The organism is Streptomyces sp., from assembly GCF_036524955.1.
In the GTDB taxonomy this organism is placed as follows: domain Bacteria; phylum Actinomycetota; class Actinomycetes; order Streptomycetales; family Streptomycetaceae; genus Actinacidiphila.
Genome location: NZ_DATDBG010000030.1, coordinates 1 through 25741, shown reverse-complemented (window position 1 = coordinate 25741; position 25741 = coordinate 1). Strand labels below are relative to the sequence as shown.

The window sequence follows — 25741 nt, the reverse complement described above, 5'->3', positions numbered from 1 at the left end:
CCGGGGCGCGGGGGGGGGCAACGGGGGCGCCGAAACCGGCCGCATATGCTGCGAGGGTAGGACTGAGCGGCGGGAAAGGCGGCACGGCATGAGCACGGGTACAAGCGGGCGTACGAGCCCGGGTACGAGTCCGGCCGCGGGATCGGAGGAGGGAACGGACGCGAGCCGCGCTACGGCCCCCGCGACCGACCCGGTGACGGCCGCCGCGGCGGATCCGCGTACCGGCCACCGTACGAGCCCGGGCGGCCGTACCGCCGTGGTCACCGGCGCGAGCAGCGGCATCGGGGCGGCGACCGCCCGCAGACTGGCCGAGGCCGGCTTCCACGTCGTGCTCACCGCCCGCCGCGCCGACCGCCTGGACGCGCTCGCCAGGGAACTCACCGCCGAGGGACGCAGCGTCTCCGTCCACGCCCTCGACGTCACCGACCGCCCCGCCGTGGACGCCTTCGCCGCCTCCCTCGACGGCTGCCCTCCGCTCCACGTGCTGGTCAACAACGCCGGCGGCGCCCTCGGCACCGACCCCGTGGCCACCGCCGACCCGGCCGACTGGCGCACGATGTACGAGGTCAACGTCCTCGGCATACTCCACGTCACCCAGACCCTGCTCCCCGCCCTGACCGCGTCCGGCGACGGCACCGTCGTCGTCGTCTCCTCGACGGCGGGCCTGGCGACGTACGAGGGGGGCGGTGGCTACGTGGCCGCGAAGCACGGCGCCCACGTCATCGCCGAGACCCTCCGCCTCGAACTCAACGGCCGGCCCGTCCGCGTCGTCGAGATCGCCCCCGGCATGGTCAAGACCGAGGAGTTCTCCCTCGCCCGCTTCCGGGGCGACGCCGACCGCGCCGCCGCCGTCTACGCGGGCGTCGCCGAACCCCTCACCGCCGACGACGTGGCCGACACCGTCGCCTGGGCCGTCACCCGCCCCTCCCACGTCAACGTGGACCTCCTGGTGCTGCGCCCCCGCGCGCAGGCCTCCAACTACAAGGTGCACCGCGAGGCGTAGCGAAGCGGCCCCGGCCCTCCCGGAGTGCGCTCGTCCCGCCTGTCCGCGGGTACCACCCGGATCCCGGCACGACGGCGAGGTCCCGCCGGGAGGGGGGAACACCCGGCGGGACCGTCTTCGGGGAGCCGTCCGCGGTCAGACCACGGCCGGCTCCTTGGCCGGGCCGCCGCCCGCGGCCGGCTGTGCGGGTGCCACCGCCGCGTCGTCGTCGACCGGCGTCGACTCGTCGAACGGCAACTCCCCGGCGAACACCCGCTGTGCCCGGCCGCGGTCGAACTCCCCGGTCCACGTGCCGATGAGCACCGTCGCGACCGCGTTGCCGGCGAAGTTGGTGACCGCGCGGGCCTCGCTCATGAAGCGGTCGATGCCGACGATGAGACCGACGCCGTCGACCAGGTCCGGACGGTGCGACTGCAGTCCACTGGCCAGAACGGCCATGCCGGAGCCGGACACGCCGGCCGCGCCCTTGGAGGCGACCATCATGAACAGCAGCAGCGAGACCTGCTGGCCGAGCGCCAGCGGCTGCTCCATCACGTCGGCGATGAACAGCGACGCCATGGTCAGATAGATCATCGTGCCGTCGAGGTTGAACGAGTATCCGGTCGGCACCGTGATGCCGACGACCGGGCGGCCGACCCCCAGGTGTTCCATCTTGGCGATCAGCCGCGGCAACGCCGACTCCGACGACGACGTCGAGACGATCAGCAGGAACTCGCGCGCCAGGTACCTCAGCAGGTGCAGGAGGTTCATCCCGGCGAACACCCGCAGGACCAGGCCGAGGATGACGACCACGAAGATCAGACAGGTGAGATAGAAGCCGAGCATGATCGTGGCCAGTGCCTTCAGCGCGTCGACCCCCGCAGAGCCGACCACCGCCGCGATGGCCCCGAAGGCGCCCACCGGCGCCGCCCACATGATCATGGACAGCACCCGGAAGACCAGCTTCTGGAGGTGCCCGACCCCGCGCAGCACCGGCTCTCCGACCGGCCCCATCGCCTGCAGCGCGAAGCCGACGAGCAGCGCCACCAGCAGGGTCTGCAGCACCTTGCCCTCGGTGAAGGCCGAGACCAGGGTCGCCGGGATGATGCCGAGCACGAAGTCGACGCCTTCGGTCGGTGCGTCCGCCGCCTGGGCGTGGCCCGCGTCCTTCAGGGCGTCGGTCACATGCAGCCCGCCACCGGGGTGCAGGATGTTGCCGACCAACAGGCCGACGGCGAGCGCGAAGAACGACATCACCACGAAGTAGCCGAGCGCGAGCCCGCCGACCCTGCCGACCTTGGCGGCCTTGCGGACCGATCCGATACCGAGCACGAGCGTGCAGAAGATGATCGGCGAGATCATCATCTTGATGAGGTTCACGAAGCCGGTGCCGAGCGGCTTGAGTTCGACGGCGGCGCCGGGCGCGGTGAGGCCGAGTGCGGCGCCGGCCAGCGCCGCCAGGATCACGGCGATGTAGAGGTAGTGGGTACGCTCCCCGCGGCCGTTGCGGCCGGCACGGTCCGTGCGGCCGTTGCGGTCTGCGCGGTCACGGTCTTCGCGGCTCGTGAAGCCGTTCGGGGCCTCGGATGACACCTTTGTCTCCCTTGATCTCCATCCACGGGCGTCGTCCAAGGCCCGCGGTCGGACAGGTCCCGGTGACTATGCGCTCGGAGCGTGAGGCAGGTCACGTTTGCGTTCATTGAGTTCGCACGGAGCACACTGCTGGCATGCTCCGCGTCGCAGAACCCCGCCGTACCCCGCTCCGGTACCGTCGGCGGCCGGGCTCCCCGTCACGCCCGCGCCCCCGCAGCCTGGCCGGTCAGCTCTTCGCGATGCAGGTGGTGGTCGTCGCCGTCGTCGTCGCCGGCGGCGCGCTGCTCGCGTACGTCGACGCCCGCGACCGGGCCGAGGACGCCGCCCGCCACCAGGTGGTCACGGCCGCCACAGCGGTCGCCGACTCCGACTCCGTCGTACGGGCCGCGCGGTCAGCCGATCCCAGCGCGGCCCTGCAACCGTACGCACAGCGGCTCCGCGCGGACGCGGGCGTCGACTTCGTCACGATCATGGACACCCACGGCATCCGCTGGACTCACCCCGACGAGAGCCTGATCGGTCAGCACTTCCTCGGCCACATCGGCCCGGCGCTGCGGGGCGAGACCTTCACCGAGACGTACACCGGCACGCTCGGCGCGTCGGTCCGCGCGGTGGCTCCGGTACAGGACGGGCGGACGATCGTCGCGCTGGTCAGCGTCGGCATCACGGTCGACACGATCAGCCATCAGCTGCGCGGCGAGCTTGCCGCCCTGCTCGGCGTGGCGCTCGCCGCCCTGGCCGTCGGGGGCCTGGGAACATACATCGCCAACCGGCGACTGCGCCGGCACACGCACGGGATGGCCGCGACCGAACTGAGCCGGATGTACGACTACCACCAGGCCACCCTGCACGCGCTGCGCGAGGGCCTGGTCCTGCTGGACGCCGGCCGCCGGGTCGCCCTGTGCAACGACGCCGCCCGTGACCTGCTGAGTCTCGGCGACGGCGAGCAGGTCGTCGGCCGGTACGTGCACGAGCTGGGCCTGCCCGTCTCGCTGACCGGCGCGCTGCTGGCCACCGAGTCCCGGATGGACGAGCTGCATCTCACCGCCGAGCGGGTCGTGGTCGTCAACACCTCGCCGGTACGGGGCGGTGAGCGCTCCGGCACCGTGGTCACCCTGCGCGACCACACCGACCTCCAGGCGCTGACCGGCGAGCTGGACTCGGTGCGCGGTTTCGCGGAGGCGCTGCGCTCGCAGGCGCACGAGGCGTCCAACCGGCTGCACACCGTCGTCTCGCTCATCGAACTGGGCCGCGCCGAGGAGGCGGTGGCCTTCGCCACGTCCGAGCTGGAACTCGCCCAGGCGCTCACCGACCAGGTGGTGGCGGCGGTCGCCGAGCCGGTGCTCGCGGCGCTGCTGCTGGGGAAGGCGGCCGAAGCCCATGAACGCGGCGTGGAGCTCACCGTCTCCGAGGACAGCCGGATAGACGACGGGGTCCTGCCCGCGGCGCTCCCCGCCCGGGACCTGGTCACCATGCTGGGCAACCTGATCGACAACGCGATCGACGCGGCGGTCGAGGATCCGGCCTCCGGCAGCGGCGGCCACCCGGCCGTCACCGTCGTCGCGCGGATCGCCGACGACGAGCTGCTGCTCCAGGTCACCGACACCGGGCCCGGGGTCGACCCGGCCACGATTCAGGCGATCTTCCGGCGAGGGTGGACCACGAAGAGCCAGGGCGACCGGCAGGGCGGACACGGCCCCGGGTCCGGACACGGACTCGGCCTCGCCCTGGTGGAGCAGGCCGCGCGGCGGGCGGGCGGCACGGTCGGCCTTGACCGGGCCCCGGGCGGCGGCGCGCGGTTCACCGTACGACTGCCCCTGAGTCAGGAGGCACGGACGTGATCAGGGTGCTGGTGGTCGAGGACGATCCGGTCGCGGCCGAGGCGCACCGGATGTACGTGGAGCGACTGCCCGGCTTCGAGGTCGCCGCCGTCGTCCACACCGGCGGCGCCGCCCTCCGGCTGCTCGACAGGCAACCGGTCGACCTGGTCCTGCTCGATCTCCACCTCCCGGACGGCCATGGACTGCAGCTCGTACGGACCATGCGGGCCGCCGGCCACACGGCGGACGTGGTGGCCGTGACGTCGGCCCGCGACCTCGGAGTCGTACGGCAGGCGGTATCGGTCGGCGTCGTCCAGTACCTGCTGAAACCCTTCACCTTCCCCTCCCTGCGTGACCGCCTCGAACGCTGGGCCCAGTGCCGCACCGAGCTGTCCCACGGCGAGGCCTCCGGCCAGGACGAGGTGGACCGCGCCCTGGCCGCCCTCCGCGCGCCGCGACCGACCGCCCTCCCGAAGGGCCTGAGCGCCCCCACCCTGGAAGCGGTCACCACGGCCCTGCGCCAGGCCTCCGCCGATGGCATCTCCGCGAACGCGGCGGCCCAGGCGGCCGGCGTCTCCCGCATCACCGCCCGCCGTTACCTGGAACACCTGGTGGACATCGGCCGCGCCGCCCGCACCCCCCAGTACGGCCAGGTCGGCCGCCCCGAACTCGCCTACCGCTGGCGGGATCTGCCCAAGCCCCAGTAGTGCGACCGGCACGCGGACCAGGACACAGGCCGGGACACGGACCAGGACACGGACCGGGGGGAGCGCCGCCTCACCCCTTCACGCACACCACCTGCTTGAGCTTCGCCACGACCTCCACCAGGTCGCGCTGCTGCTCCATCACCCTTTCGATCGACTTGTACGCGCCCGGGATCTCGTCCACGACCCCGGAGTCCTTGCGGCACTCCACACCACGGGTCTGCTCCTCCAGGTCGCGGGTCGAGAACCGCTTCTTCGCCGCGTTGCGGCTCATCTTGCGGCCCGCGCCGTGGGAGGCGGAGTTGAAGGCGGCGGTGTTGCCGAGGCCGCGGACGATGTACGAGGCGGTGCCCATGGAGCCCGGGATGATCCCGTAGTCACCGCTGCCCGCGCGGATCGCGCCCTTGCGGGTGACCAGCAGGTCCATGTCGTCGTAGCGCTCCTCCGCGACGTAGTTGTGATGACAGCTGATCTCGGGCTCGAAGGTGGGCCGCGCCTTCTTGAACTCGCGGCGGATGACGTCCTTGAAGAGGGACATCATCAGGGCACGGTTCCACTTCGCGTACTCCTGGGCCCAGAAGAGGTCACGCCGGTAGGCGGCCATCTGGGGGTGTCGGCGACGAAGACGGCGAGGTCGCGGTCGACCAGGCCCTGGTTGTGCGGGAGCTTCTGGGCCTCGCCGATGTGGTGCTCGGCGAGTTCCTTGCCGATGTTGCGGGAGCCGGAGTGCAGGGTCAGCCACACCTGGTCGCTCTCGTCGAGCAGCAGCTCGATGTAGTGGTTGCCGGAACCCAGCGTCCCCATCTGCTTGGCCGCCCGCTCCCGCCGGAAGTGCACCGCGTCCGCGAGGGCGTCGAAACGGGCCCAGAGGTCGCCCCAGCCGGCGGTGGGGAAGGCGTGGAAGCCGGTCGGGTCGAGGGGGGTGTCGTGGAGTCCGCGGCCCACCGGGATGGCCTTTTCGATCCTGGAACGCAGGCGGGAGAGGTCGCCCGGGAGGTCCGCGGCGCGCAGCGAGGTCTTGACCGCGCTCATGCCGCAGCCGATGTCGACACCGACCGCGGCCGGGCAGACCGCGCCGTGCATGGCGATGACCGAGCCGACAGTGGCCCCCTTGCCGTAGTGGACATCGGGCATGACGGCCAGACCCTTGATCCACGGCAGCGAGGAGACGTTGCGGAGCTGCTGCATCGCGACGCCCTCGACGGTGGCCGGGTCGGCCCACATCCGGATGGGTACCCGGACTCCGGGTACCTCGGTGTACGACATGGCAGTCCCCCAGGAACGGTGAGCGGTACGGCGTCAGGACGGTCGTCTGCGCGGCGCCACGGGGTCATTCCCACGAAACACCACGAACGCCGGAAAGTGAATGCGTCACCCGATGAACCGCCCCCGACGGGCGCTATGGGTGAAGCGTGCGGTAGACATTGTGTCCACGGCTCGCCCGCGTGCGCCAAGGGTTTACCGCCGTGCCGGCCGCCGGCAGGTGCTGGGCGGCGGACGATCGGCGGGCAGTCGGTGAGCGGCGCGGGCGTGGGCGACGCGACCGGTGTGAACGATGCGACCGGTCCACGCGAGCGATGCTGATGCAGACGATGCAGGCGATGAGGAAGGGGCCCGCCCGTGCGGTCTACGACAGGACTGCCGGCCGTCGCCGGCGCGGCGGTCGTGGCCCTGGCCGTCACCGCCCTCGGCGGGTGCAGCGCGGGCGGCTCGCCGTCGGGCTCCCCGTCGGACGGGAAGCCGGTGCCGGTCGCGGGGAGTGCGGTCTCGCCCGCGCCGCCCGGGAAGTACCGGACGCTGCCGCAGCCGTGCGCCGCCGTGGACCCGGAGTCGTTGAAGCGGCTGGTCCCGGGCTCGGCGGACTACGCGGGTACGGAGTCGCTGACGTACGACACCGACCGCCGGGTGGGATGCGGGTGGCGGGGCCTGGCCAGTGACGGCACGGCCCGGGCGCTGCGGATCGACTTCGTGCGCGTGGTGTCGTACGACCCCGCCGTCAGCGACGAGGTGCAGGCGGAGACGGACTTCGACCAGCAGGCCGCGGCGGCCTCGATATCGCTCACCCCGGTGACCGGCACCGCACCGGCCTCGCCGACGACGCCGGTCGCGCCGACGGCCACGCACAGCGGTGCCGGCGGCCTCAGCGCCTCCAAGGGTCCGAGCGGTACCACCGACCTCGCCCCGCGCCGCCTGACCGATGTGGGGAACGCCGCATTCATCAACGACGTGCTCCGGCCCCTGCCGGCTGGTCCCCGCCGCGACGTGACCGTGGTCTTCCGCACCGCGAACGTCCTGGTGACCGTGCTGTATTCGCAGTCGGCCCCGCGCGGCGGCACGCAACCGCTCAGCGCCGGGTTGCAGCAGGGCGCCCGGGACGTGGCCGCCCAACTGGAGCGCACGATCGAACGCTAGTGCCGCGTGGGTCAGGGCGTGCCCGGGCGAACGCCGGCTGACACGGCACTGGGTCGGGGGTGCCGGCGGGACCCCGTAGGGTGGATGGCCGAGAAGGCCGCCCGGCCGACCGGACCGGCCGCCTCGCCGGACCGACCGCCTCGACCGGACCGCGACCGGACCGAGCCGTACCCAGACACGAAGGACCCACCGGACCCATGCAACAACGACGACACCGCACCGCACCGCGCCTGGCCACACTGCTCGCCTGCACGGCCGTGCCCGCGATGCTGATCGCCGGATGCTCGTCCGGCTCCGGCTCCGACGACAAGGGTTCGCAAGCCACCGCCTCCGCGAAGGCCGCGCCCACCACCCCCGCCCTGGCCCCCGCCAGGTTCGCCACCCTCCCCGCGTCCTGCAAGACGGTCACCCAGGGCACCGTCACCGCCCTCGTCCCCAAGGCGAAGGACCCCGGTGGCACCGAGGCGAAGTCCTCCGACGTCCAGTCGCGCGGCGGCTGCTCGTGGACCGGGAACGGCAAGGACGGCTACCAGTACCGCTGGCTCGCCGTCACCATGCAGCGCTTCAGCAACTCCCCCGAGCTGGGTTCGGCCGAGGAACAGGCGAAGAAGCGGTTCGCCGACCAGGTCGCGGACCTGGGCAGGCTGCCGGGCACCACGACGACCGCCCTGACCGGCCTCGGCGACCAGGCCAGCTCGGTGAGCGGGAAGGCCACCGTCGCGAAAGTCACCTCGCAGAACGACACGGTGGTGGCCCGCACCGGCAATGTCGTGCTGATAGTGGAGTTCAACGGCGCCGGCCTCGCGGGCAAGAAGAACCCGAGCGCGAGGACCGTACACAGCGGCGCGCAGCGGGCTGCGAAGGACGCGGTGGCGGCGGTCGCGGCGGCGAACGCGTAACAACTGGCGCCCCGCTCGCCCAGCTATCCGCACATTTGTCCGACGAACAGTTAACCGTGTCCTCACACCTGTGTGGCAGTCTGGGTCGGCCAGTTGCCGAGGTGCGCATGCGGCATCAGCGGCAGCACGAGCCGAGGGCAGGAGGGGTCGCGGGTGGCCGCGATACGTTTGACCCGGACTCACCGGATACTGATCGGCATCGTCGTCGCCGGGGCGGTGGTGATCGCCGGGATCGGCTTCGCGGGTTCGTACGCGGCGGTGCGCGCGCTCGCCGTCGACAAGGGCTTCGGCTGGTTCGCCAACGTCTTCCCGATCGGCGTGGACGCCGGGATCGTGGTGCTGCTGGCGCTGGACCTGCTGCTGACCTGGATGCGCATCCCCTTCCCGCTGCTGCGGCAGACAGCGTGGCTGCTGACCGCCGCGACCATAGCCTTCAACGGCGCCGCCGCCTGGCCCGACCCGCTCGGCGTCGGCATGCACGGGATCATCCCGGTGCTCTTCGTGGTCTCCGTCGAAGCGGCCCGGCACGCGATCGGCCGGATCGCCGACATCACCGCCGACAAGCACATGGAGTCGGTCCGCATCACCCGCTGGCTGCTCGCTCCCCTCCCCACCTTCCGCCTGTGGCGCCGCATGAAGCTGTGGGAGCTGCGGTCGTACGAGGAGGTCATCCGCCGCGAGCAGGACCGCCTGGTCTACCGTGCCCGGCTGCGCGCCCGTTACGGCATCGCGTGGCGCCGCAAGGCCCCGGTCGAGGCGATCATGCCGCTGCGGCTGGCCCGCTACGGGGTACCGCTCGCCGAGACCGGGGACGCCGGGCTGGAAGCGGCGGGCATCGAAATCGCCTCACCGATGCGGCAGTTGAGCCCGGCTGCGGCCACCGCGGCGCCCTCGCCCGAGACCGAGACCGTCGCCGAGACCGTCGCCGAGCCCGTGTCCGCGCCGGCGCCCGCGCCCGCGCCCGCTTCGGCGTCCGGGACCGTACCGGCACCGGGAGCCGGCCCGCAGGAGCAGTCCCACGAGCACACGTACGACCAACAGCTGGCGTACGAGCGGCAGATGCACGAGCAGCAGACGCACTTCGCGGTGTTCCAGGGGGCTCCGCACGACAGCCCCTGGTTCGCCGCGCAGCAGCAGCTCCAGAAGGAGTACTACGAAGAGCAGCAGCGGCAGCATGCGCAAACGCAGCCGCACTCCCCCGGGCAGCCCGTCCAGATGGTCCCCTCCGGTGCCCCGGGCCGCAGCCGCCCGCTGGGCACCGTCGGCGTCAACGGCCTGAACGCGGTGAACGGCTTCGCGCAGGCGAACGGTGTCAACGGCATGAACGGCATGAACGTCGCGAGCGCGGCCAACGGCGCTGTGAACGGCCTCAGCGTCCGCACGAACCCCGGCCCGGGACCGCACACCGAGGAGCTGCCTCAGCCACCGTTCCGTCCCGAACCGGTCGCGGAGGAGCCGGAGTCGGAGCTCCTACCCGACCCCGCCCCCGAACCCGCCTCCGGGCTCGACCTCCCCGACGGCATCCCGGTCGAGGAGGCGTACTACGCGGCGTACCGCCAGTACGTCCGCGAGCACGGGGACTTCCCGAACGCCCGCCAGTTCGCCCGTTTCCTGCCCACTTTGTACGGTGGCACGGCTCCCGAAGAGCGGGACCTGGTCACCGCCATCCGCGACATGCGCTACCGCTTCGTGTCCGAAACCGACACGGAACAGATCCCCTGACGGGCTCCCCCGGCCGGGAGAGCCGGGGGGCCTGCCGCCTGCCACGGTCGGCTGACCGCCTCGGCGGCCTCCTGGTCCGTCGCGCCCTGCCGGGACTTCGGTGCTGGCCCCACCCGCGCCCGGCGAGGCAGACGTCCGGCCCGTCCGCCCGTCCGGCGGCCAGGGTGTTCTTCGCCGCGTCCCCGGCCGGCGGAGACCGAAGCGCGGGAGTCCACTGACGCACTCCGCCACTCGGCGTCTGCGCCGGGAGTACGCGGAAACCGCGAGCTGTTCTCTCTGTGAACGGGCCGGAGCCTTTTGCGCGAGTCAACCCGGCCATCCCCATTCAGATCTCATCAGATCCGACCAGACAGGAGCAAGCAGGTGCGAAAATCCCAGCCGAATTTCGCAGTAGGCGACGTACTGTCTCCCCGCGAGCTGACCACGATGACCGGGGAAAGCCTCCCGGTACCCGACCCCGACCACGTGGTGCACCTTCAGCTACGGCGGTTCGCCGGCTGTCCGATCTGTAATCTCCATCTCCGCTCGACCGTGAATCGCCTCGACGAGATCCAGGCGGCCGGCATCCGTGAGGTCGTCGTCTTCCACTCCACAGACAAAGAGCTGCTCAGGTACGCGCCGGATCTACCGCTTCCCGTCGTCGGCGACCCCCACAAAAAGCTCTACCGCGAGTTCGGCATCGAGTCCTCCATGGCCGCGGCGCTGCACCCGGGCGTCTGGGGCCCCACGATCCGCGCCGTCTCCTCCTCCATGTGGGGCGCCATCCGCCGCCGCAACCATCTCGCCCCGGTGGCCCCCAACGGGGGCAGCCTCGGTCTCCCCGGCGACTTCCTCATCGCCCCCGACGGCATGATCCTCGCCCTCAAGTACGGCGAACACGCCTACGACCAGTGGTCGGTGGACGAGCTCCTGGAACTGGCCCGCGCTCCCAGGCCCGAGCCGGCTCCCACGGCGGACCCGGCCCCCATGGCCGAGCAGACCGCCCCGTCCAGCGACGGCTGAGCCCGCCGGGCAACCGGGCAGGGGCAGCTGAGGCAAGGGGCAGCCGGGCGACCGACCGGAGCCGCCCGGCGCCCAAGGGCACTCGGACGGGCTGAGGGGCAACCAGCACTCAGCCCGTCCTGCGGGCACCTCCGCTCAGGGGGACTACGGGTTTCCCAGAAGTGCCCGCACCCGCTCCTGGCCCACGGCGAGCAGCAGCGTCGGGAGCCGCGGGCCCGTGTCCCGCCCCACCAGCAGCTCGTACAGCAACGCGAAGAACGACCGCTGGGCCACCTTCAGCTCGGGCGTCGGCCTCGCGTCCGGTTCCAGGCCGGCGAGCACCTTCGGCACCGCGTAGACCAGCGTCGTCAGCCCGTCCAGTGACCAGTGCGTGCCGAGCCCTTCGAGGAGGAGCTTCAGACCGGCCCGCTCGCTGTCGCCCAGCGCGGCGAGCCGCCCGGCGTCCGGCTCGGCCCGCACCACCGTGCGCTGCTCCACCGGGACCTGCGTGGAGATCCAGTTCTCGGCGCGGTCCAGGCGGGGCCGCACCTCGTCCAGCGAGTACAGCGGGTGCTCCGGGTCCAGTTCGGACAGAATCCGCAGGGTCTGGTCGGCGGCGCCCGCCGTGATGTCGGCGACCGAGGCCAGCGTGCGGTACGGCAGCGGCCGAGCCGTGCGCGGCAGTTCGCCGCGCGAGGTGCGTACCGCCCGCCCGTACGCCGCCACGTCCGCCGGCAGCGCGGAGCCGTCGGCGACCTTGCGGGTCAGCGCGTCCCACTCGTCGTACAGCCGCTGGATCTCCTGGTCGAAGGCGATCTTGAAGGACTGGTTGGGGCGCCGCCGGGCGTACAGCCAGCGCAGGAGCTGCGGCTCCATGATCCTCAGCGCGTCGCCGGGGGTGGGCACCCCGCCCCGGGAGGAGGACATCTTCGCCATCCCGGAGATCCCCACGAACGCGTACATCGGTCCGATCGGCTGCTTCCCGCCGAAGATCGGCCCGACGATCTGTCCGCCGACCTGGAAGGACGACCCGGGCGAGGAGTGATCGACGCCGGACGGCTCGAAGACCACGCCCTCGTACGCCCACCGCATCGGCCAGTCCACCTTCCAGACCAGCTTGCCGCGGTTGAACTCGTTCAGCCGGACGGTCTCGGAGTGCCCGCAGGCGCAGGTGTAGGTGAGCTCGGTGGTCTCGTCGTCGTACGCCGTGACCGTGGTGAGGTCCCGGCCGCACACCGCGCAGTACGGCTTGTACGGGAAGTAGCCCGCGCCGCTGCCGCTGCCGTCGTCCTCGCCCGCGGCGCCCGATCCCTCCGCCGCCTCCAGTTCTGCGTCGTCCACCGGCTTCTGCGCCGGCTTCCCCTTGGCGGCGGGGGGCGCCTTCTTCGTCCGGTACTGGGCGAGGATCGCGTCGATGTCCGCCCGGTGGCGCATGGCGTGCAGGATCTGCTCGCGGTAGGCACCCGCGGTGTACTGCTCGGTCTGGCTGATGCCGTCGTACTCCACGCCCAGCTCGGCGAGCGCGTCGGTCATCTGCGCCTTGAAGTGCTCGGCCCAGTTCGGGTACGCGGAGCCGGCCGGCGCCGGCACCGCGGTGAGCGGCTTGCCGATGTGCTCGGCCCAGGAGGCGTCCACGCCCGGTACGCCGGCCGGCACCTTGCGGTACCGGTCGTAGTCGTCCCAGGAGAGCAGGTGCCGGGCCTCGTACCCGCGCCGCCTGATCTCGTCGGCGACCAGGTGCGGGGTCATCACCTCGCGCAGATTGCCCAGGTGGATGGGCCCGGAGGGGCTGAGCCCGGACGCGACGACGACAGGTTTCCCGGGTGCGCGGCGCTCCGACTCGGCGATCACGTCGTCCGCGAAACGGGAGACCCAGTCGGCCTCGGTGCTCTGAGCCACGGTCCTCTTCTTCCTGGGAGTGCTGGGGGCTTGTGACGGGTGGGCCGGGAAGGCCCCGGCACACCCTCATTCTCCCAGACCTGCCACCCGCGCCCGCCCCACCCTGTGGACAACCCGTCCGGGTAACCCACCCCTGTGGATAACCCGGCGCAGCGATCGCGAGGCCCATGGGACACTGGAACCTCGCCGGCGAAGTCCCGGCGAAGTCCACCTTTCCCGACACACGGAACGGCACCTCCTCCATGGCCTCGGTCACTTCCCTTTCCGCCTCGCTCCAGCAGCGCGTCTCCACCGCTCTGACGGCCGCCGTGCCGTCGGTCGAAGGTGCCGACCCGCTGCTGCGACGCAGCGACCGGGCGGACTTCCAGGCCAACGGGGTGCTGGGCCTGGCCAAGCGGGTCAAGGCGAACCCGCGGGAGCTGGCCGCCTCCGTCGTCGAGGCCCTGCCCGCCGACGACGCCCTGATCGCGGAGGTCGAGGTGTCGGGCCCCGGCTTCCTCAACATCACCGTCGCGGACACGGCCATCACCGCCAACCTCGCCGCCCGCGCCGACGACCCCCGCCTCGGCGTCCCGACCGCGGCGAACCCCGGCATCACCGTCATCGACTACGCCCAGCCGAACGTGGCGAAGGAGATGCACGTCGGCCACCTGCGGTCCTCCGTGATCGGTGACGCCCTCGCCAAGATCCTGGAGTTCGACGGCGAGCGGGTGATCCGGCGGCACCACATCGGCGACTGGGGCACCAACTTCGGCATGCTCGTCCAGTACCTGATCGAGCACCCGCACGAACTGGACCACGCGCGAGACGATCGGGACGGGGACTCGGGCGAGGCGTCGATGTCCCGCCTCGACCACCTCTACAAGTCCTCCCGGGCGCTCTTCGACTCCGACGAGGGGTTCAAGGACCGGGCCCGGCGCCGGGTGGTCGATCTCCAGGCCGGGGATCCGCAGACCCTCGCCCTGTGGCAGCAGATCGTGGACGAGTCGAAGATCTACTTCTACTCCGTCTACGACAAGCTGGACATCCGGATCGCGGACGAGGACATCGTCGGCGAGTCCGGATACAACGACATGCTGGCCGAGACCTGCGACCTGCTGGAGAAGTCAGGTGTGGCCGTCCGGTCCAACGGCGCCCTGTGCGTCTTCTTCGACGACGTCAAGGGCAAGGACGGCGAGCCGGTACCGCTGATCGTCCGCAAGGCCGACGGAGGTTTCGGTTACGCCGCCACCGACCTGTCCGCGGTCCGCAACCGCACCGGCGACCTGCACGCCGACACCCTGCTGTACGTGGTGGACGTCCGCCAGGCGCTCCACTTCAAGATGGTCTTCGAGACCGCCCGGCGGGCCGGCTGGCTCACCGACGAGGTCACGGTCAGGCACATCCCCTTCGGCACCCTGCTGGGCAAGGACGGCAAGCCGTTCAAGACCCGCGCGGGCGAGTCGGTGAAGCTGGAGGACCTGCTGGACGAGGCGGTCGAGCGGGCCACCACCGTGGTCCGGGAGAAAGGCGAGAAGATCGGCCTGACCGACGACGAGATCACCGCCAACGGCGTCCAGGTCGGTATCGGCGCGGTCAAGTACGCCGACCTGTCCACCTCACTGGGCCGGGACTACGTCTTCGACCTGGACCGGATGGTCTCGCTCAACGGCGACACCAGCGTCTACATCCAGTACGCGTACGCCCGTACGCGGTCGATCTTCCGCAAGGCCACCACCGACCAGAAGCCGGCTCCCCACCCTGAGCTGGCCCTCGCCCCGGCCGAGCGGGCGCTCGGCCTGCACCTGGACGCGTTCGCCGACACCCTCGCCGAGATCGCCACGGCGTACGAGCCGCACCGCCTGGCCTCGTACCTCTTCCAGCTCGCCTCCCTGTTCACCACCTTCTACGAGCAGTGCCCGGTCCTCACCGCCGACGGCGGCGCGGCGCAGGTCGAGAACCGCCTCTTCCTGTGCGACCTGACCGCGCGGACGCTCCACCAGGGCCTGGACCTGCTGGGTATCCGCACGCCGGAGCGGCTCTGAGATACGGCCGCTGAGGCACGCGGTACCGAGCCGGGGCATCCGTCCGGGCGGCCGGGCCTCAGCCACCCCGCCTCGTGGAGGAATAGCCACCACGATGCCGGGTAGCGATCAGAGCGGCCGTGTGACCTACTCCCGCGGCGCGGGCGAGCCGTGCGGCGAAGCCACCACTCCCGCCCCAGGGTGTGCACGCGCAGGGTGTGCGGGCGCACCCTTACGGTCGTGGCGCCCTCGCGGAGAGGCCAGCACGTGACGGAACCGGAGATCGACTACCGGGAGGTCTACGAGAGCCTGCCCACCGCAACCGCGCTGCTCACTCCCCACTTCGTGTACGCCGACATCAATGAGGCGTACCTGCGCCTGTCCGGCCGCCGGCGCGAGGAGCTGATCGGCCGCTACGTGTTCGACGTCTTCCCCGACAACCCCGGCGACCCGCGCGCCACCGGTACGCGCATGCTCGGCGAGTCCCTGCGCCGCGTGCTGGCCACCGGCGAGCGGGACACGATGGGCCTCCAGCGCTACGACGTCGAGCGGCCGGACCGGCCGGGCCTGTACGAGGAGCGGTACTGGAGCACGATCAACACCCCCATCCTCACCCCGGACGGCAAGGTCGGCCTGATCTCCCACCGCGTGGAGGAGGTCACCGCCTTCATTCGGGCCCGCGCCCAGCCCGGCGCCAAGGGCGGCGCGCTCCCCGAATTGGAGGGCGAACTGTTCATGCGCGCCCGCGAACTCCAGCAGGTCAACGAACGCCTGCGGCGCGCGCACGCCCGGGAGCGCGAGGTCGGCCTCGCCCTCCAGGCCGCCCTGATGCCCGCGCCCAGCCCGGTCGGGCATCGCGCGGCCGTCCGCTACCAGCCCGCGGTGGGCGCGCTGAACGTCTGCGGTGACTGGTACGACCTTGCGGACCTGCCCGGCGACCGGATGGCGGTGGCCGTGGGCGATGTGGTCGGCCACGGCCTGGGCGCCGCCTGCGTCATGGGCCAGCTCCGCAGTGCCCTGAGCGCCGCCTCCCGGGCGACCGGCGACCCGGCCGAGGCGCTGGACGTACTCGGTCTGTACGCCAGATCGGTCGACGGCGCGGAGACGACCACGGCGGTGATCGCGTTCATCGACTGGCCCGAGCACACGATCACGTACAGCAGCGCGGGCCACCTGCCGGCCGCCCTGGTCCGTCCCGACGGCACCGTACGCTTTCTCGACGAGGCCACCGACCCCCCGCTCGGCGCCCGCCCGGAACACGTCGCCCGCCCCCAGGCCGCCGTGCCCTTCACCCCCGGTGGCACCCTCGTCCTCTACACCGACGGCCTGGTCGAGCGCCGCGGCGAGGACATCGACGCCGGCGTCTCCCGCCTCGCGTCCTCCCTCACCCGCCACGCCTCCAGCGACCCCGAGGCGCTGGCCGACACCCTGCTCGCGGAACTGATCCCGGCGACCGGCGCGACGGACGACACGGCTCTGGTCATCATCCGGCTGTGAGGGGATACGGAAGCGGGCGGTCGGGGGTGGGGCAGCGGCCTCACGGGGCCAGGCCCTAGAGTCGCATGGCATGGCGATGCTCCCGAATCCCCTCCCCCGCCTGGCCGCCGACCCGGCCGGCTCCGCGCTCGGCCTCGGCCTGCCGCCGGGAAAGCTGATCGACGCGACGGCGGACGGCCCGTGGCACGAACCGCTGCTCTGGTACGCCGACGGTCCGGCGGAACCGGACGCGTGGACGTCCCTGCTCCCGGCGCGGGCGGCGGGCCTGCACCCCGTACTGATCGACGCGGGCCGGGACTACGCGGGCCTGGACCACTGGGAGTTGGCGCCGGACGAGATGTCGTACCCGGGCGACCACGACCCCGAGGACGTACTCGCCGACATCTGGGAGGAGTACCACGACGGCGACTGGCCCGGTATCGCGGCGGCGGGGAGCCCCGAGACCGACCCGGACATCCGCGCCGCCGAGGTCGCCGCCGCCCTGATCAAGGACGGCACCCTCACATCCCCGCGGGCCGCCCTCGTCCACGCCCGCCGCAGCGCCGACATCCCCGCCGCGATCGGCTGGTGCGGCCCCCTCAACCACCAGAACGACGTCGCCCGCCTCTGCTCGGTCCTCCGCTCATGGGAGGACCGCTTCGGCGTACGCGTCCTCGCCCTCGGCTACGACACCCTCGCCCTCTCGGTCGCCGCCCCGCCCCGCACCCTCGAAGCCGCCGAGGCCGTCGCCGCCGAGCACTACGCCTTCTGCCCCGACAACCTCGACCAGGGCCACCACACCACCTTCGCCGACTACGCCCGGCACGTCCTCCTCAACGCCCCCGCCTGGCACTTCCGGTGGGACTGACCCCGTAGCCCCCCGTAACCGCGGACCCCTCCGAGCCACGGGGGGCACGCACTCCCGCGCGCACCCCGCGTCCGCACACCGCCGGCTCGTCGGGCACGTGCCGTACCGCCGGCGTCCCACCCGGCGCGGACGCCGGCGGTCAGGAGGAGGAGCGCAGCCACGCCGCGGAGTTGCCCTGGAGCTTCCCGTCCTGCGGCGGGAGGCTGGCGAGCAGCACCTCGCCCCACTCGCCGGGGACGGTGAGCGGCTCGTCCCCGAAGACCACCACGCAGATGACGTCACCGCGCTGGAAGGCGACCACGTCGTCGCCCCGGCCGGGGACCTCGATCCAGCTGATCGTCTCGTCGGCGGCGTCGAAGAGCTCACGGCGCCGCCGCAGCGCCTCGCGGTGCAGGGCGAGCGTCGAGGTGGCGTTCTCGATCTGCTCGGAGACGGCGTACTTGGCGAACCAGTCCGGCTGCGGAAGCCACGGCGCCGCCGTGGCGGGCTCCGCGGAGAATCCGTAGCCCGGGGCCTGGGTGGTCCAGGGCAGCGGCACGCGGCAGCCGTCCCGGCCGGGGTCGAGCCGATCGGAGCGGTTCCAGGTCGGGTCCTGGCGGACGTCGTCGGGCAGGTCGAGGACTTCGGGCAGGCCCAGTTCCTCGCCCTGGTAGAGGTAGGTCGAGCCGGGCAGCGCGAGCAGCAGCATGAGCGCGGCGCGGGCCCGGCTCTCGCCGAGCGCGGTGTCCACCTCGCCGCGCGGGCGGACCAGGTTGACGTTCCCGCCGACCGACTCGTGGTAGAGCTCGGGGCGGACGATGCCGTACCGGGTCACGGCGCGGTGTACGTCGTGGTTGGCCAGCGTCCAGGTGATGGCGGCGCCGGAGGAGCCGATCTCGGCGAAGGCCTGGCTGATCGAGGTGCGGAACAGGTCCGCGTCCCACGGCTTTTCCAGCAGGTCGAAGTAGAACGCCTGCGGCAGCTCGTCGGGGCGCAGGTACAGAGCGAGGTCCGCCGGGGTCGGTGCCCAGACCTCGCCGACGAAGGTCAGGTCCCGCTCGGGCCCGTACTCTGCGGCGATCCGCCGCCAGCGGCGGTAGACCTCGTGCACCTCAGGCTGGTTCCAGGCGTGCAGGTTGCGTTGGTCGGCGCTGCCGGGCCAGTCCAGCAGGTCGGCGTGCTTGTACAGACCGTGCGCGACGTCGATCCGGAAGCCGTCCACACCCCGGTCGAACCAGAACCGCAGCACCCCGTCGAACATCTCCGCGACCTCGGGGTTGCGCCAGTCGAAGTCGGGCTGGCCCCCGTCGAACAGGTGCAGGTACCACTGGCCCGGGGTCCCGTCCGGCTCGGTGACCCGGCTCCAGGCCGGTCCGCCGAACGCGGACTGCCAGTTGTTCGGCGGCAGTTCGCCGTCGGCGCCGCGGCCCTCACGGAAGAGGAAGCGGGCCCGCTCCGCGGAACCAGGGCCCGCGGCGAGCGCGGCCCGGAACCAGGCGTGGTCGCTGGAGCAGTGGTTGGGCACCAGGTCCATCAGGACCTTCATGCCGCGCTCGTGCGCGTCGGCGGCGAGCGCGTCGAAGGCGGCCAGATCGCCGTAATCGGGCTCGATGCCGGTGTAGTCGGCGACGTCGTAGCCGTGGTCCTTCTGCGGCGAGGGGTAGCAGGGGTTGAGCCAGACGCCGTCCACGCCGAGGTCCGCGAGGTAGCCGAGACGGGAGCGGAGGCCGGCCAGGTCACCGATGCCGTCACCGTTGGCGTCGGCGAAGGACCGTACGTACACCTGGTAGATGACGGCACTGCGCCACCAGGACTGAGACACTGACTTTCCTCTTCCTAGGGGTTACTGCGGGTTCCTGCCGATTCGTCCGTGACAGGGAGGCGGGACGGGGAGGGGGAGGCAGGAACGGGGAGGGGGAGGGGAGGCGGAGCGGGGAAACGACGTCCGGCTACTTGACGGCGCCCGCGGTGAGGCCGGAGACGATGCGGCGCTGGAAGAGCAGTACGAGGATGACGAGCGGGACGGTGACGACGGCGCCGGCCGCCATGATCGCGGTGTACGGCTCCTGGTGCGGCTGCGATCCGGTGAAGTTGGCGATGGCCACGGTCACCGGTGACACGCTGGCCTTGCCGTTCGACATCAGGCTGGACAGCAGGTACTCGTTCCAGGAGGAGATGAACACCAGGATCGCCGTGGTGAACAGGCCGGGCGCGGCCAGCGGCAGGATGATCTTGCGGAACGCCTGGGCGGGCGTGCACCCGTCGATCATCGCAGCCTGCTCCAGCTCCCAGGGCATCTCGGCGAAGAAGCTGGTGAGGATCCACACCGTCAGCGGCAGCGCGAACGAGATGTTCGGGATGATCAGTGCCTGGTAGCTGCCCAGCCACTTGATGTCCGTGAACAGTTGGAACAGCGGGGTGACCAGGGCGACGCCGGGGAACATCGCCGCGCCCAGGATGCCGCCCAGGACGAGGAACTTGCCCCGGAACCGCAGCCGGGCCAGCGCGTAGGCGGCGAAGACGCCGACCAGCATGGCGATGACGGTGGTCACCAGGCCGATGAGCGTGCTGTTCCACAGCGCCCGCGCGAAGTGGTTGCCCAGGCTGGTGTCGAAGGCGGTGCGGAAGTTGTCCAGGGTGACGTGGGACGGCCAGGGCGTGGTGTCGAAGGTGAAGCCCACGTCGCGGAACGCGGTGACCACCATCCAGTAGAACGGCGCCAGGCACCAGACGACGATGGCTGCGATGCCCGCGTACAGGCCGAGCCGGCCCGCGACCCGCTTGCCGCGAGCCGATGCCGGGCGGACCGCGACGGGAGTGGGGAGTGACGTGGCAGCCATGTCATTTCACCGCCGATTGCTGGGAGCGGACCACATTGAGACTGAACAGCTTCACCAGCGCGAAGGCCACGGCGAAGATCATCAGGAAGGTGATGGTGGACAGCGCCGAGGCACTGCCGTAGCCCTGCTGGATCTGGTCGATGACGAGGATGGACAGGGTGCTCGTGGAGTGGCCGGTGCCGCCCGCGCCGTGGGTGAGGATCGCCGGCAGGTCGTAGATGCGCAGCACGTCCAGGACCCGGAAGAGGACCGCGACCAGCAGCGCGGGACGCACCATCGGCATCGTGATGGACCGGAACCGCCGCCAGGCGCCGGCGCCGTCCACCTTCGCGGCCTCGTACAGCTCGCCGGGGATGATCTGCAGCCCGGCCAGGACCAGCAGGGCGACGAACGGGGTGGTCTTCCACACGTCGCCGATGACCACCGCGAAGCGCGACGACCACTGCCCGTCGGTCCACAGGATGTGGGTGCCCAGCACCCGGTTGGCGATGCCGTCGTAGGCGAACATGAACGCCCACAGCTTGGCGGTCACCGCGGTCGGGATCGCCCAGGGCACCAGCACGCTGGCCCGCAGCAGCGCCCGGCCCCGGAACTTCTGGTGCATCACCAGGGCCATCAGCATGCCGAGGCCGACCTCCAGGGTCACCGTGACGACCGTGAAGAAGACGGTGACGCTCACCGCGTCCCAGAACTGGCTGCCCAGCGTTCCGGTGGGACAGCTCGTGTCGCCGCAGCGCTGGAGCAGCCAGTGGGTGTAGTTGCTGAACCCCGCCGAGCCGCCGCCCGAGGTGAAGAACCCGTCCTGGAGCGTCTGGTCCCTGGTGAAGGAGGTGACCACCGCGGCCACCACGGGGTAGCCGATGACGAGGGCGAGCAGCAGCAGGGTGGGGGTGATCAGCAGCAGGGCCAGCCGCCCCTCGCCGGTGCCGCGCCCGAAGCGGCGCGGTGCCCGGGAGCCGGGGCGGGCCGCTCGCGCGACCGGCGGTTCGGTCAGGGTACTCATCGGTCTCGTCTCTCCGTCATCCGCCGGTCGCGGCGTTGATCGCCGCCTGCATGTTCTTCAGGGCCTGCTCGACCGGGATGCTGCCCTTGATCGCCGCGTACGCGTTCTCCTCGATCGCCGCGGTGACAGCGGGGTAGAACGGGGTGACCGGGCGGGGCTTGGCCGTCTTCAGGCTCTCGCCGAGGGTCTTGAGGAAGCCCAGCTTCGGGTCGGCCAGCAGCTCGGGGTCGGCGTAGAGGCTCTCCAGAACCGGCGCGTTGGACTGCTTGACCAGCAGCTGCCGCTGCATCGGCTCGCTCTCCATGAACTTCATGAAGTCCAGGGCGGTCGCCTTGTGCTTGGAGTAGACGCTCATGCCCATGTTGTGTCCGCCGAGCGTGCTCGCGCCGACGCCGTCGGGGCCGGGCTCGGGCGCGACGGCGAACTTGCCCTTGACCACCGAGCTGCCGTCGCTGTTGGCCAGGTTGTAGACGTACGGCCAGTTGCGCAGGAAGAGCAGCTTGCCGGACTCGAACGCCTGCCGGCCCTGCTCCTCCTGGAAGGTGATGGCCTCCTTGGGGATGTCGCCGTTCTTGTAGGCGTCGGCGAGGAAGGACAGGCCCTTGGCGGCCTCCGGCGTGTCCACGTCCGCGGTCTTGCCGTCCTCCTTGACGAACCGGCCGCCGGCGGCGTTGATCGCCTCGGAGGCGTTCACGGTCAGGCCCTCGTACTTGGCGAACTGGCCCGCGTAGCAGCCCATGTGGTGCTCCCGGGCGATCTTGCAGGCGTCCAGCAGCTCCTGCCACGTCGTGGGCGGCTTGGGCACCAGGTCCTTGCGGTAGTACAGCATCCCGCCGTCAGAGGTGGTGGGGGCGGCGTACAGCGTGCCGTTGTAGCTCGCCGCGGCCACCGCCGCCTTCAGCAGGGGCGCGGTGTCGAGGGTGAAGGGGCCGGTCAGCGGCTGGAGCCAGCCCTGCGCCGCGAACTCCGCGGTCCACACGACGTCGACGCTGACCACGTCGTAGCCGGGGTCCTTGGCCTTGAAGTGCTGCACCAGGTCGTCGTGCTGCTGGTCGGCCTGGTCGCTCTGCTCCTTGAGCGTCACCTTCTCGTCGGGGTGCTGGCTGTTCCACTGCGCGATCATGTTCTTGACGTCGCCGGTGTTGTCCTTGCCCTGGACGTACGTGATCGGTCCGCGGCCGGACTCGTTCTTCTTCGCCGCACCCCCGGAGTCGGACGAGCCGCATGCCGCCAGGGACACGACCAAGGCGCCGACGCCCGCCAGTGGCAGGAGTCTGTGGGTAGGGATCTTCACGGGAAATTCTCCTAGGGTCGCTGTGGCACGGCGGTGGGCGGAAAGCGGCCGACCGGTGGGGAGCTATGGGGGGAGCCCGGCGCGTGAGCAGGGGGAACAGTGGTGATCCGGCCACCGCGTGGGTGGTCCGGGTGGTTCGCACTGGTGTGACAGCGCTTGCACGTTAGGTTCGCCACGACCGGCGCGTCAATGCCTTGGTGAGCAATAAATTTCTACAACATGATCAAAAGGTTTCCTGTTGCGGAGTGCCTGTTACATGTAACTCCGCGTGCCGTCCGGTCCTGACAGCGGTGTCACCACCTGCCCAGCCCCGGACGGCCTGTTCGCGGGTCTCCCCGTCCGGATTCCGGCGTGCTAGGTTCCCGCCATGTCGCAAGAGCAGCGTCAGCCCACCATGGCGGACGTGGCGCTCCGGGCCGGCGTCTCCGTCTCCACCGTGTCGCGCACGCTGCGCGGACTGCCGTCGGTCGCCCCGCCCACCCGCGACCGGGTGGAACGCGCCGCCCGCGAAATGTCGTTCGCCGTCTCGCGCAGCGCGTCGAGCCTCGCCTCGGGTCGGACCCGCCGGGTCGCCGTCCTCACCCCGGGCCTGCACTCCTGGTTCCTGGCCACCGCCCTGTCCGGCGTGGCCGCAGTGCTGCACGCCTCCGACCTCGACCTGCTGGTCTACAGCGTGATCGACCCGCGCGAGCGCGCCGAGTTCTTCGACCGGCTCCCGGCCCGGCGCAACGCCGACGCGCTGCTGGTGATCTCCCTCGCCCTCACCGCGCGGGAGCGGGAGCGGCTGGACGAGCTGGGCATGCCGGTGGTCTTCGCCGGGCGGCCGGTTCCCGGGCGGGCCGGGGTCTACGCCGACGACGCCGAGGGCGCGCGCAGCGGCACCCGGCACCTGGTGAACCTCGGCCACCGCCGCATCGCCTACCTCGGGCGGGACGACGGCACCGGCTTCGGCGTCAACGCCCGTGACCGGTTGACCGGCTACCGGCAGGCGCTGGACGAGGCCGGACTGCCGTACGAGGAAAGCCTGGTGAGCGGCGCCGGCGGGGTCCGCGAGGCGTTGTGCGGGCTGCTGGCCCTGCCCGACGTGCCCACGGCCGTCTTCGCTGAGTGCGACCAGTTGGCGATGGAGGCGGTGGCCGTCCTGCGGTCCTACGGCCTCGACGTACCCGGCCGGACCTCCGTACTCGGCTTCGACGACCACGAGTTGGCCGGCGCGCTGGACCTCACGACCGTCTCGCAGCCCGCCCACCGGATCGGACGGGTCGCGGCCGAACTCGCCTCCTCGATGGTCGACGACCCGGGCCGCTGCCCCTCCCGGCAGCACATCGTGCTGCCCACCCGGCTGATCCTGCGGGGGACCACCGCCCCGCCGCCCGCGAGACGCTGACCGGGCGTCAGCGACGGAGCGGCCGTTCCCACGGCGGGCCCCCACCGGGGCGGGGCGGCCGCGACGTCGTGGCAGCGATTGCACAGACGCGGCCCGCACGGGGTCCAGAATGGGCGGATCGTGCTACGTTTCGGCCATGGTGGATGAGGAGCGTCAGGCCACGATGGAGGATGTGGCGCGCCGGGCCGGCGTCTCCGTCTCCACCGTTTCCCGCGCGCTGCGGGGTCTGCCCTCGGTATCCCCACACGCTCGCAGCCGGGTGGAACGCGCCGCCCGGGAACTGTCGTTCGCCGTGTCCCGCAGCGCTTCCAGCCTGGTCACGGGCAAGACCGGCCGGGTCGCCGTCCTCGCCCCCGGCTTCGACAACGCGCCCTGGTTCCTCGGGACCACCCTGACCGGCCTCGCGCAGGTGCTGAGCGAGGCCGACCTGGACCTGCTGGTCTACATCATCACCGACATGCGGGAGCGCACGGCGTTCCTCGACCGGCTCCCGGCGCGGCGCAACGCCGACGCCTTGCTGGTGGTCTCCTTCGTCCTCACCCCGGAGGAACACGAGCGACTGGACGAGCTGGGCATGCCGGTGGTGTTCGTCAGCCAGCACGCCCCGGACCGGGCCAGCGTCTACATCGACGACGCCGCCGGCGCCCGCCAGGGGATGCGGCACCTGCTGAACCTCGGGCACCGGCGGATCGCCCACATCCAGTCGGTCGGCGCCTCCGACTTCGTCTGGAGCGCACACGACCGGCTGATTGGCTACCGCCAGGCGCTGGAAGAGGCCGGACTGCCCTACGACGACGCGCTCGTCGTGCAGGCCGACTACCGCCGTCGCGCCGCCGTCCGCGAGGCGGTCGGCCACCTGCTGAGCCTGCCGCAGATGCCCACCGCCGTCTTCGCGGAGTCCGACCAGATCGCCTTCGAGGTGCTGGGCATCCTGCGGTCCTGCGGCGTCGACGTACCCGGCCGGATGTCCGTTCTCGGCTTCGACGACCACCCGCTGGCGGAAGCCCTCGGCCTGTCCACCGTCGCCCAGTCGGCCTGGCGCACCGGACACGCCGCCGCCGAACTCGTCTCGTCCCTCCTCACCGATACGGCCGGCGAACCCGCCCGGCACATCGTGCTCCCCACCCGCCTCATCCCCCGTACCACCACGGCTCCGCCCCCGGCGGACCACAACCCCGACCGGGGCCTCACCGCTCACCCGATATCGGCGCGGGGGACACCGGACGGGTGAGCTGCGGCTCCGCCGGGCTTCCCCGCGATGCCGGGGTTCCAAAGCAACCGGTCTGGCAGAGTCGGGCCCATGCCGTTCGATCACAACGACCATTACCACCGCCTGCTGGTGCGTCAGGTGTCGCGTACCCGGGGCGTGGCGCTCGATGTCGGGTGCGGGACCGGCAGGTTCGCGTGGCGGCTCGCCGGACTGGGCATGGAGGTCGACGCGGTCGATCCGTCGGAAGAGGTGATCGCTGCGGCGCGCGCCCGTTCCGAGGGGCGGACCGGCGGCCCCGTCCCGCGTTTCACGTGCGCGGACGTCACCGAAACGGACCTGCCCAAGGGGCGTTACGACGTCATCTCGTGTCTGGCGAGCATCCATCACATGCCGTTCGGCACGGTCGCCGCCCTGCGCGAGGCGCTCGCGCCCGGCGGCGTACTGGTGATCCTCGGCTGCTACCCGGAGCGGAGCCGGACCGACTGGACACATCCGGTTGCCGGACGAGGGTTCGCAGCGGCGATGGCTGCGTCACCGCTGCGGCTCCGCCCGCCTCCTTCCCCCGCCCCCGCAGGCCGCCGGCCTCGCGGACATCCGCGCCCGGCCCGCCCGGCCCGCAGTGGACAGTGGGCGCGCCAACTCACGCTGCGTACATGTGCAGGAGAGTGA

Annotated in this window: 19 protein-coding genes and 1 pseudogene; 13 read left to right on the top strand and 7 right to left on the bottom strand. The window is 71.7% G+C overall.

The window, feature by feature from the left end; all coding sequences use genetic code 11:
- The first annotated feature begins 88 nt into the window (after nt 1-88).
- Nucleotides 89-1003 (top strand): SDR family NAD(P)-dependent oxidoreductase, encoded by a 915-nt coding sequence (locus tag VIW71_RS02625; RefSeq protein ID WP_331620225.1) that lies wholly within the window; start codon nt 89-91, stop codon nt 1001-1003.
- 135 nt (nt 1004-1138) lie between these two features.
- Here the strand turns inward: VIW71_RS02625 and VIW71_RS02620 are convergent, their stop codons facing one another.
- Complete coding sequence (locus tag VIW71_RS02620) at nt 1139-2455, bottom strand: cation:dicarboxylate symporter family transporter (protein WP_331620231.1); 1317 nt, start codon at nt 2453-2455, stop codon at nt 1139-1141.
- A 359-nt stretch (nt 2456-2814) separates the two neighbouring features.
- Between VIW71_RS02620 and VIW71_RS02615 the strand changes: the two genes are divergently transcribed.
- A complete protein-coding gene (locus tag VIW71_RS02615) occupies nt 2815-4416 on the top strand; it encodes a sensor histidine kinase (RefSeq protein WP_331620229.1) in 1602 nt (533 codons plus the stop codon).
- The gene (locus VIW71_RS02610; protein WP_331620224.1) at nt 4413-5102 is read left to right on the top strand and encodes a response regulator; all 690 of its coding nucleotides are present in this window, start codon (nt 4413-4415) and stop codon (nt 5100-5102) included. The genes VIW71_RS02615 and VIW71_RS02610 overlap by 4 nt, the downstream gene beginning before the upstream one ends.
- Nucleotides 5103-5172: 70 nt before the next feature.
- On the opposite strand, the pseudogene VIW71_RS02605 reads toward VIW71_RS02610, so the two are convergent.
- Nucleotides 5173-6365 (bottom strand): annotated as a pseudogene (locus VIW71_RS02605) (RtcB family protein).
- 354 nt (nt 6366-6719) lie between these two features.
- Here VIW71_RS02605 and VIW71_RS02600 point away from each other — a divergent pair.
- The 4 genes from VIW71_RS02600 to VIW71_RS02585 all read left to right on the top strand — a co-directional run bounded on the left by VIW71_RS02600 (nt 6720) and on the right by VIW71_RS02585 (nt 11134).
- Complete coding sequence (locus VIW71_RS02600; RefSeq protein WP_331620223.1) at nt 6720-7511, top strand: hypothetical protein; 792 nt, start codon at nt 6720-6722, stop codon at nt 7509-7511.
- A 197-nt stretch (nt 7512-7708) separates the two neighbouring features.
- Nucleotides 7709-8410: a DUF3558 domain-containing protein gene (locus VIW71_RS02595; protein WP_331620222.1), complete on the top strand. Its 702-nt coding sequence runs from the start codon at nt 7709-7711 to the stop codon at nt 8408-8410.
- 153 nt (nt 8411-8563) lie between these two features.
- Entirely contained in the window at nt 8564-10132 is a 1569-nt protein-coding gene (locus VIW71_RS02590) for a DUF2637 domain-containing protein (RefSeq protein WP_331620221.1), read from the top strand.
- A gap of 531 nt (nt 10133-10663) precedes the next feature.
- Nucleotides 10664-11134, top strand: a complete 471-nt coding sequence (locus VIW71_RS02585; protein WP_331620220.1) for an AhpC/TSA family protein — start codon at nt 10664-10666, stop codon at nt 11132-11134.
- 144 nt (nt 11135-11278) lie between these two features.
- On the opposite strand, the gene lysS is transcribed toward VIW71_RS02585, so the two are convergent.
- The gene (gene lysS, locus VIW71_RS02580; protein WP_331620219.1) at nt 11279-13012 is read right to left on the bottom strand and encodes a lysine--tRNA ligase; all 1734 of its coding nucleotides are present in this window, start codon (nt 13010-13012) and stop codon (nt 11279-11281) included.
- Between the two features lie 242 nt (nt 13013-13254).
- Here lysS and argS point away from each other — a divergent pair, with 242 nt between their 5' ends.
- From argS to VIW71_RS02565, 3 genes are all read left to right on the top strand, one after another.
- Nucleotides 13255-15036 carry an arginine--tRNA ligase gene (argS, locus tag VIW71_RS02575; protein ID WP_331620226.1) on the top strand — a complete coding sequence of 594 codons (1782 nt, stop codon included), beginning with the start codon at nt 13255-13257 and terminating at the stop codon, nt 15034-15036.
- 246 nt (nt 15037-15282) lie between these two features.
- Nucleotides 15283-16512 (top strand): PP2C family protein-serine/threonine phosphatase, encoded by a 1230-nt coding sequence (locus VIW71_RS02570; RefSeq protein ID WP_331620218.1) that lies wholly within the window; start codon nt 15283-15285, stop codon nt 16510-16512.
- Nucleotides 16513-16582: 70 nt separating this feature from the next.
- Nucleotides 16583-17359: a DUF4253 domain-containing protein gene (locus tag VIW71_RS02565; RefSeq protein ID WP_331620216.1), complete on the top strand. Its 777-nt coding sequence runs from the start codon at nt 16583-16585 to the stop codon at nt 17357-17359.
- A gap of 139 nt (nt 17360-17498) precedes the next feature.
- Here the strand turns inward: VIW71_RS02565 and VIW71_RS02560 are convergent, their stop codons facing one another.
- The 4 genes from VIW71_RS02560 to VIW71_RS02545 form a co-directional block, all read right to left on the bottom strand.
- Complete coding sequence (locus tag VIW71_RS02560; protein ID WP_331620215.1) at nt 17499-19160, bottom strand: glycoside hydrolase family 13 protein; 1662 nt, start codon at nt 19158-19160, stop codon at nt 17499-17501.
- Nucleotides 19161-19287: 127 nt separating this feature from the next.
- Nucleotides 19288-20178 (bottom strand): carbohydrate ABC transporter permease, encoded by an 891-nt coding sequence (locus VIW71_RS02555; RefSeq protein ID WP_331620213.1) that lies wholly within the window; start codon nt 20176-20178, stop codon nt 19288-19290.
- A 1-nt stretch (nt 20179) separates the two neighbouring features.
- Nucleotides 20180-21181, bottom strand: coding sequence for a carbohydrate ABC transporter permease (locus tag VIW71_RS02550; RefSeq protein WP_331620212.1), 1002 nt, complete (start codon nt 21179-21181; stop codon nt 20180-20182).
- 16 nt (nt 21182-21197) lie between these two features.
- Nucleotides 21198-22475: an ABC transporter substrate-binding protein gene (locus VIW71_RS02545; RefSeq protein ID WP_331620211.1), complete on the bottom strand. Its 1278-nt coding sequence runs from the start codon at nt 22473-22475 to the stop codon at nt 21198-21200.
- Nucleotides 22476-22842: 367 nt separating this feature from the next.
- On the opposite strand from VIW71_RS02545, the gene VIW71_RS02540 reads away from it, so the two are divergent.
- The 3 genes from VIW71_RS02540 (at nt 22843) to VIW71_RS02530 (ending at nt 25741) form a co-directional block, all read left to right on the top strand.
- Complete coding sequence (locus VIW71_RS02540; RefSeq protein WP_331620209.1) at nt 22843-23862, top strand: LacI family DNA-binding transcriptional regulator; 1020 nt, start codon at nt 22843-22845, stop codon at nt 23860-23862.
- Between the two features lie 136 nt (nt 23863-23998).
- Entirely contained in the window at nt 23999-25093 is a 1095-nt protein-coding gene (locus VIW71_RS02535; protein ID WP_331620208.1) for a LacI family DNA-binding transcriptional regulator, read from the top strand.
- A 69-nt stretch (nt 25094-25162) separates the two neighbouring features.
- On the top strand, nt 25163-25741 hold the full coding sequence (locus VIW71_RS02530) for a class I SAM-dependent methyltransferase (RefSeq protein WP_331620207.1): 579 nt from the start codon (nt 25163-25165) through the stop codon (nt 25739-25741).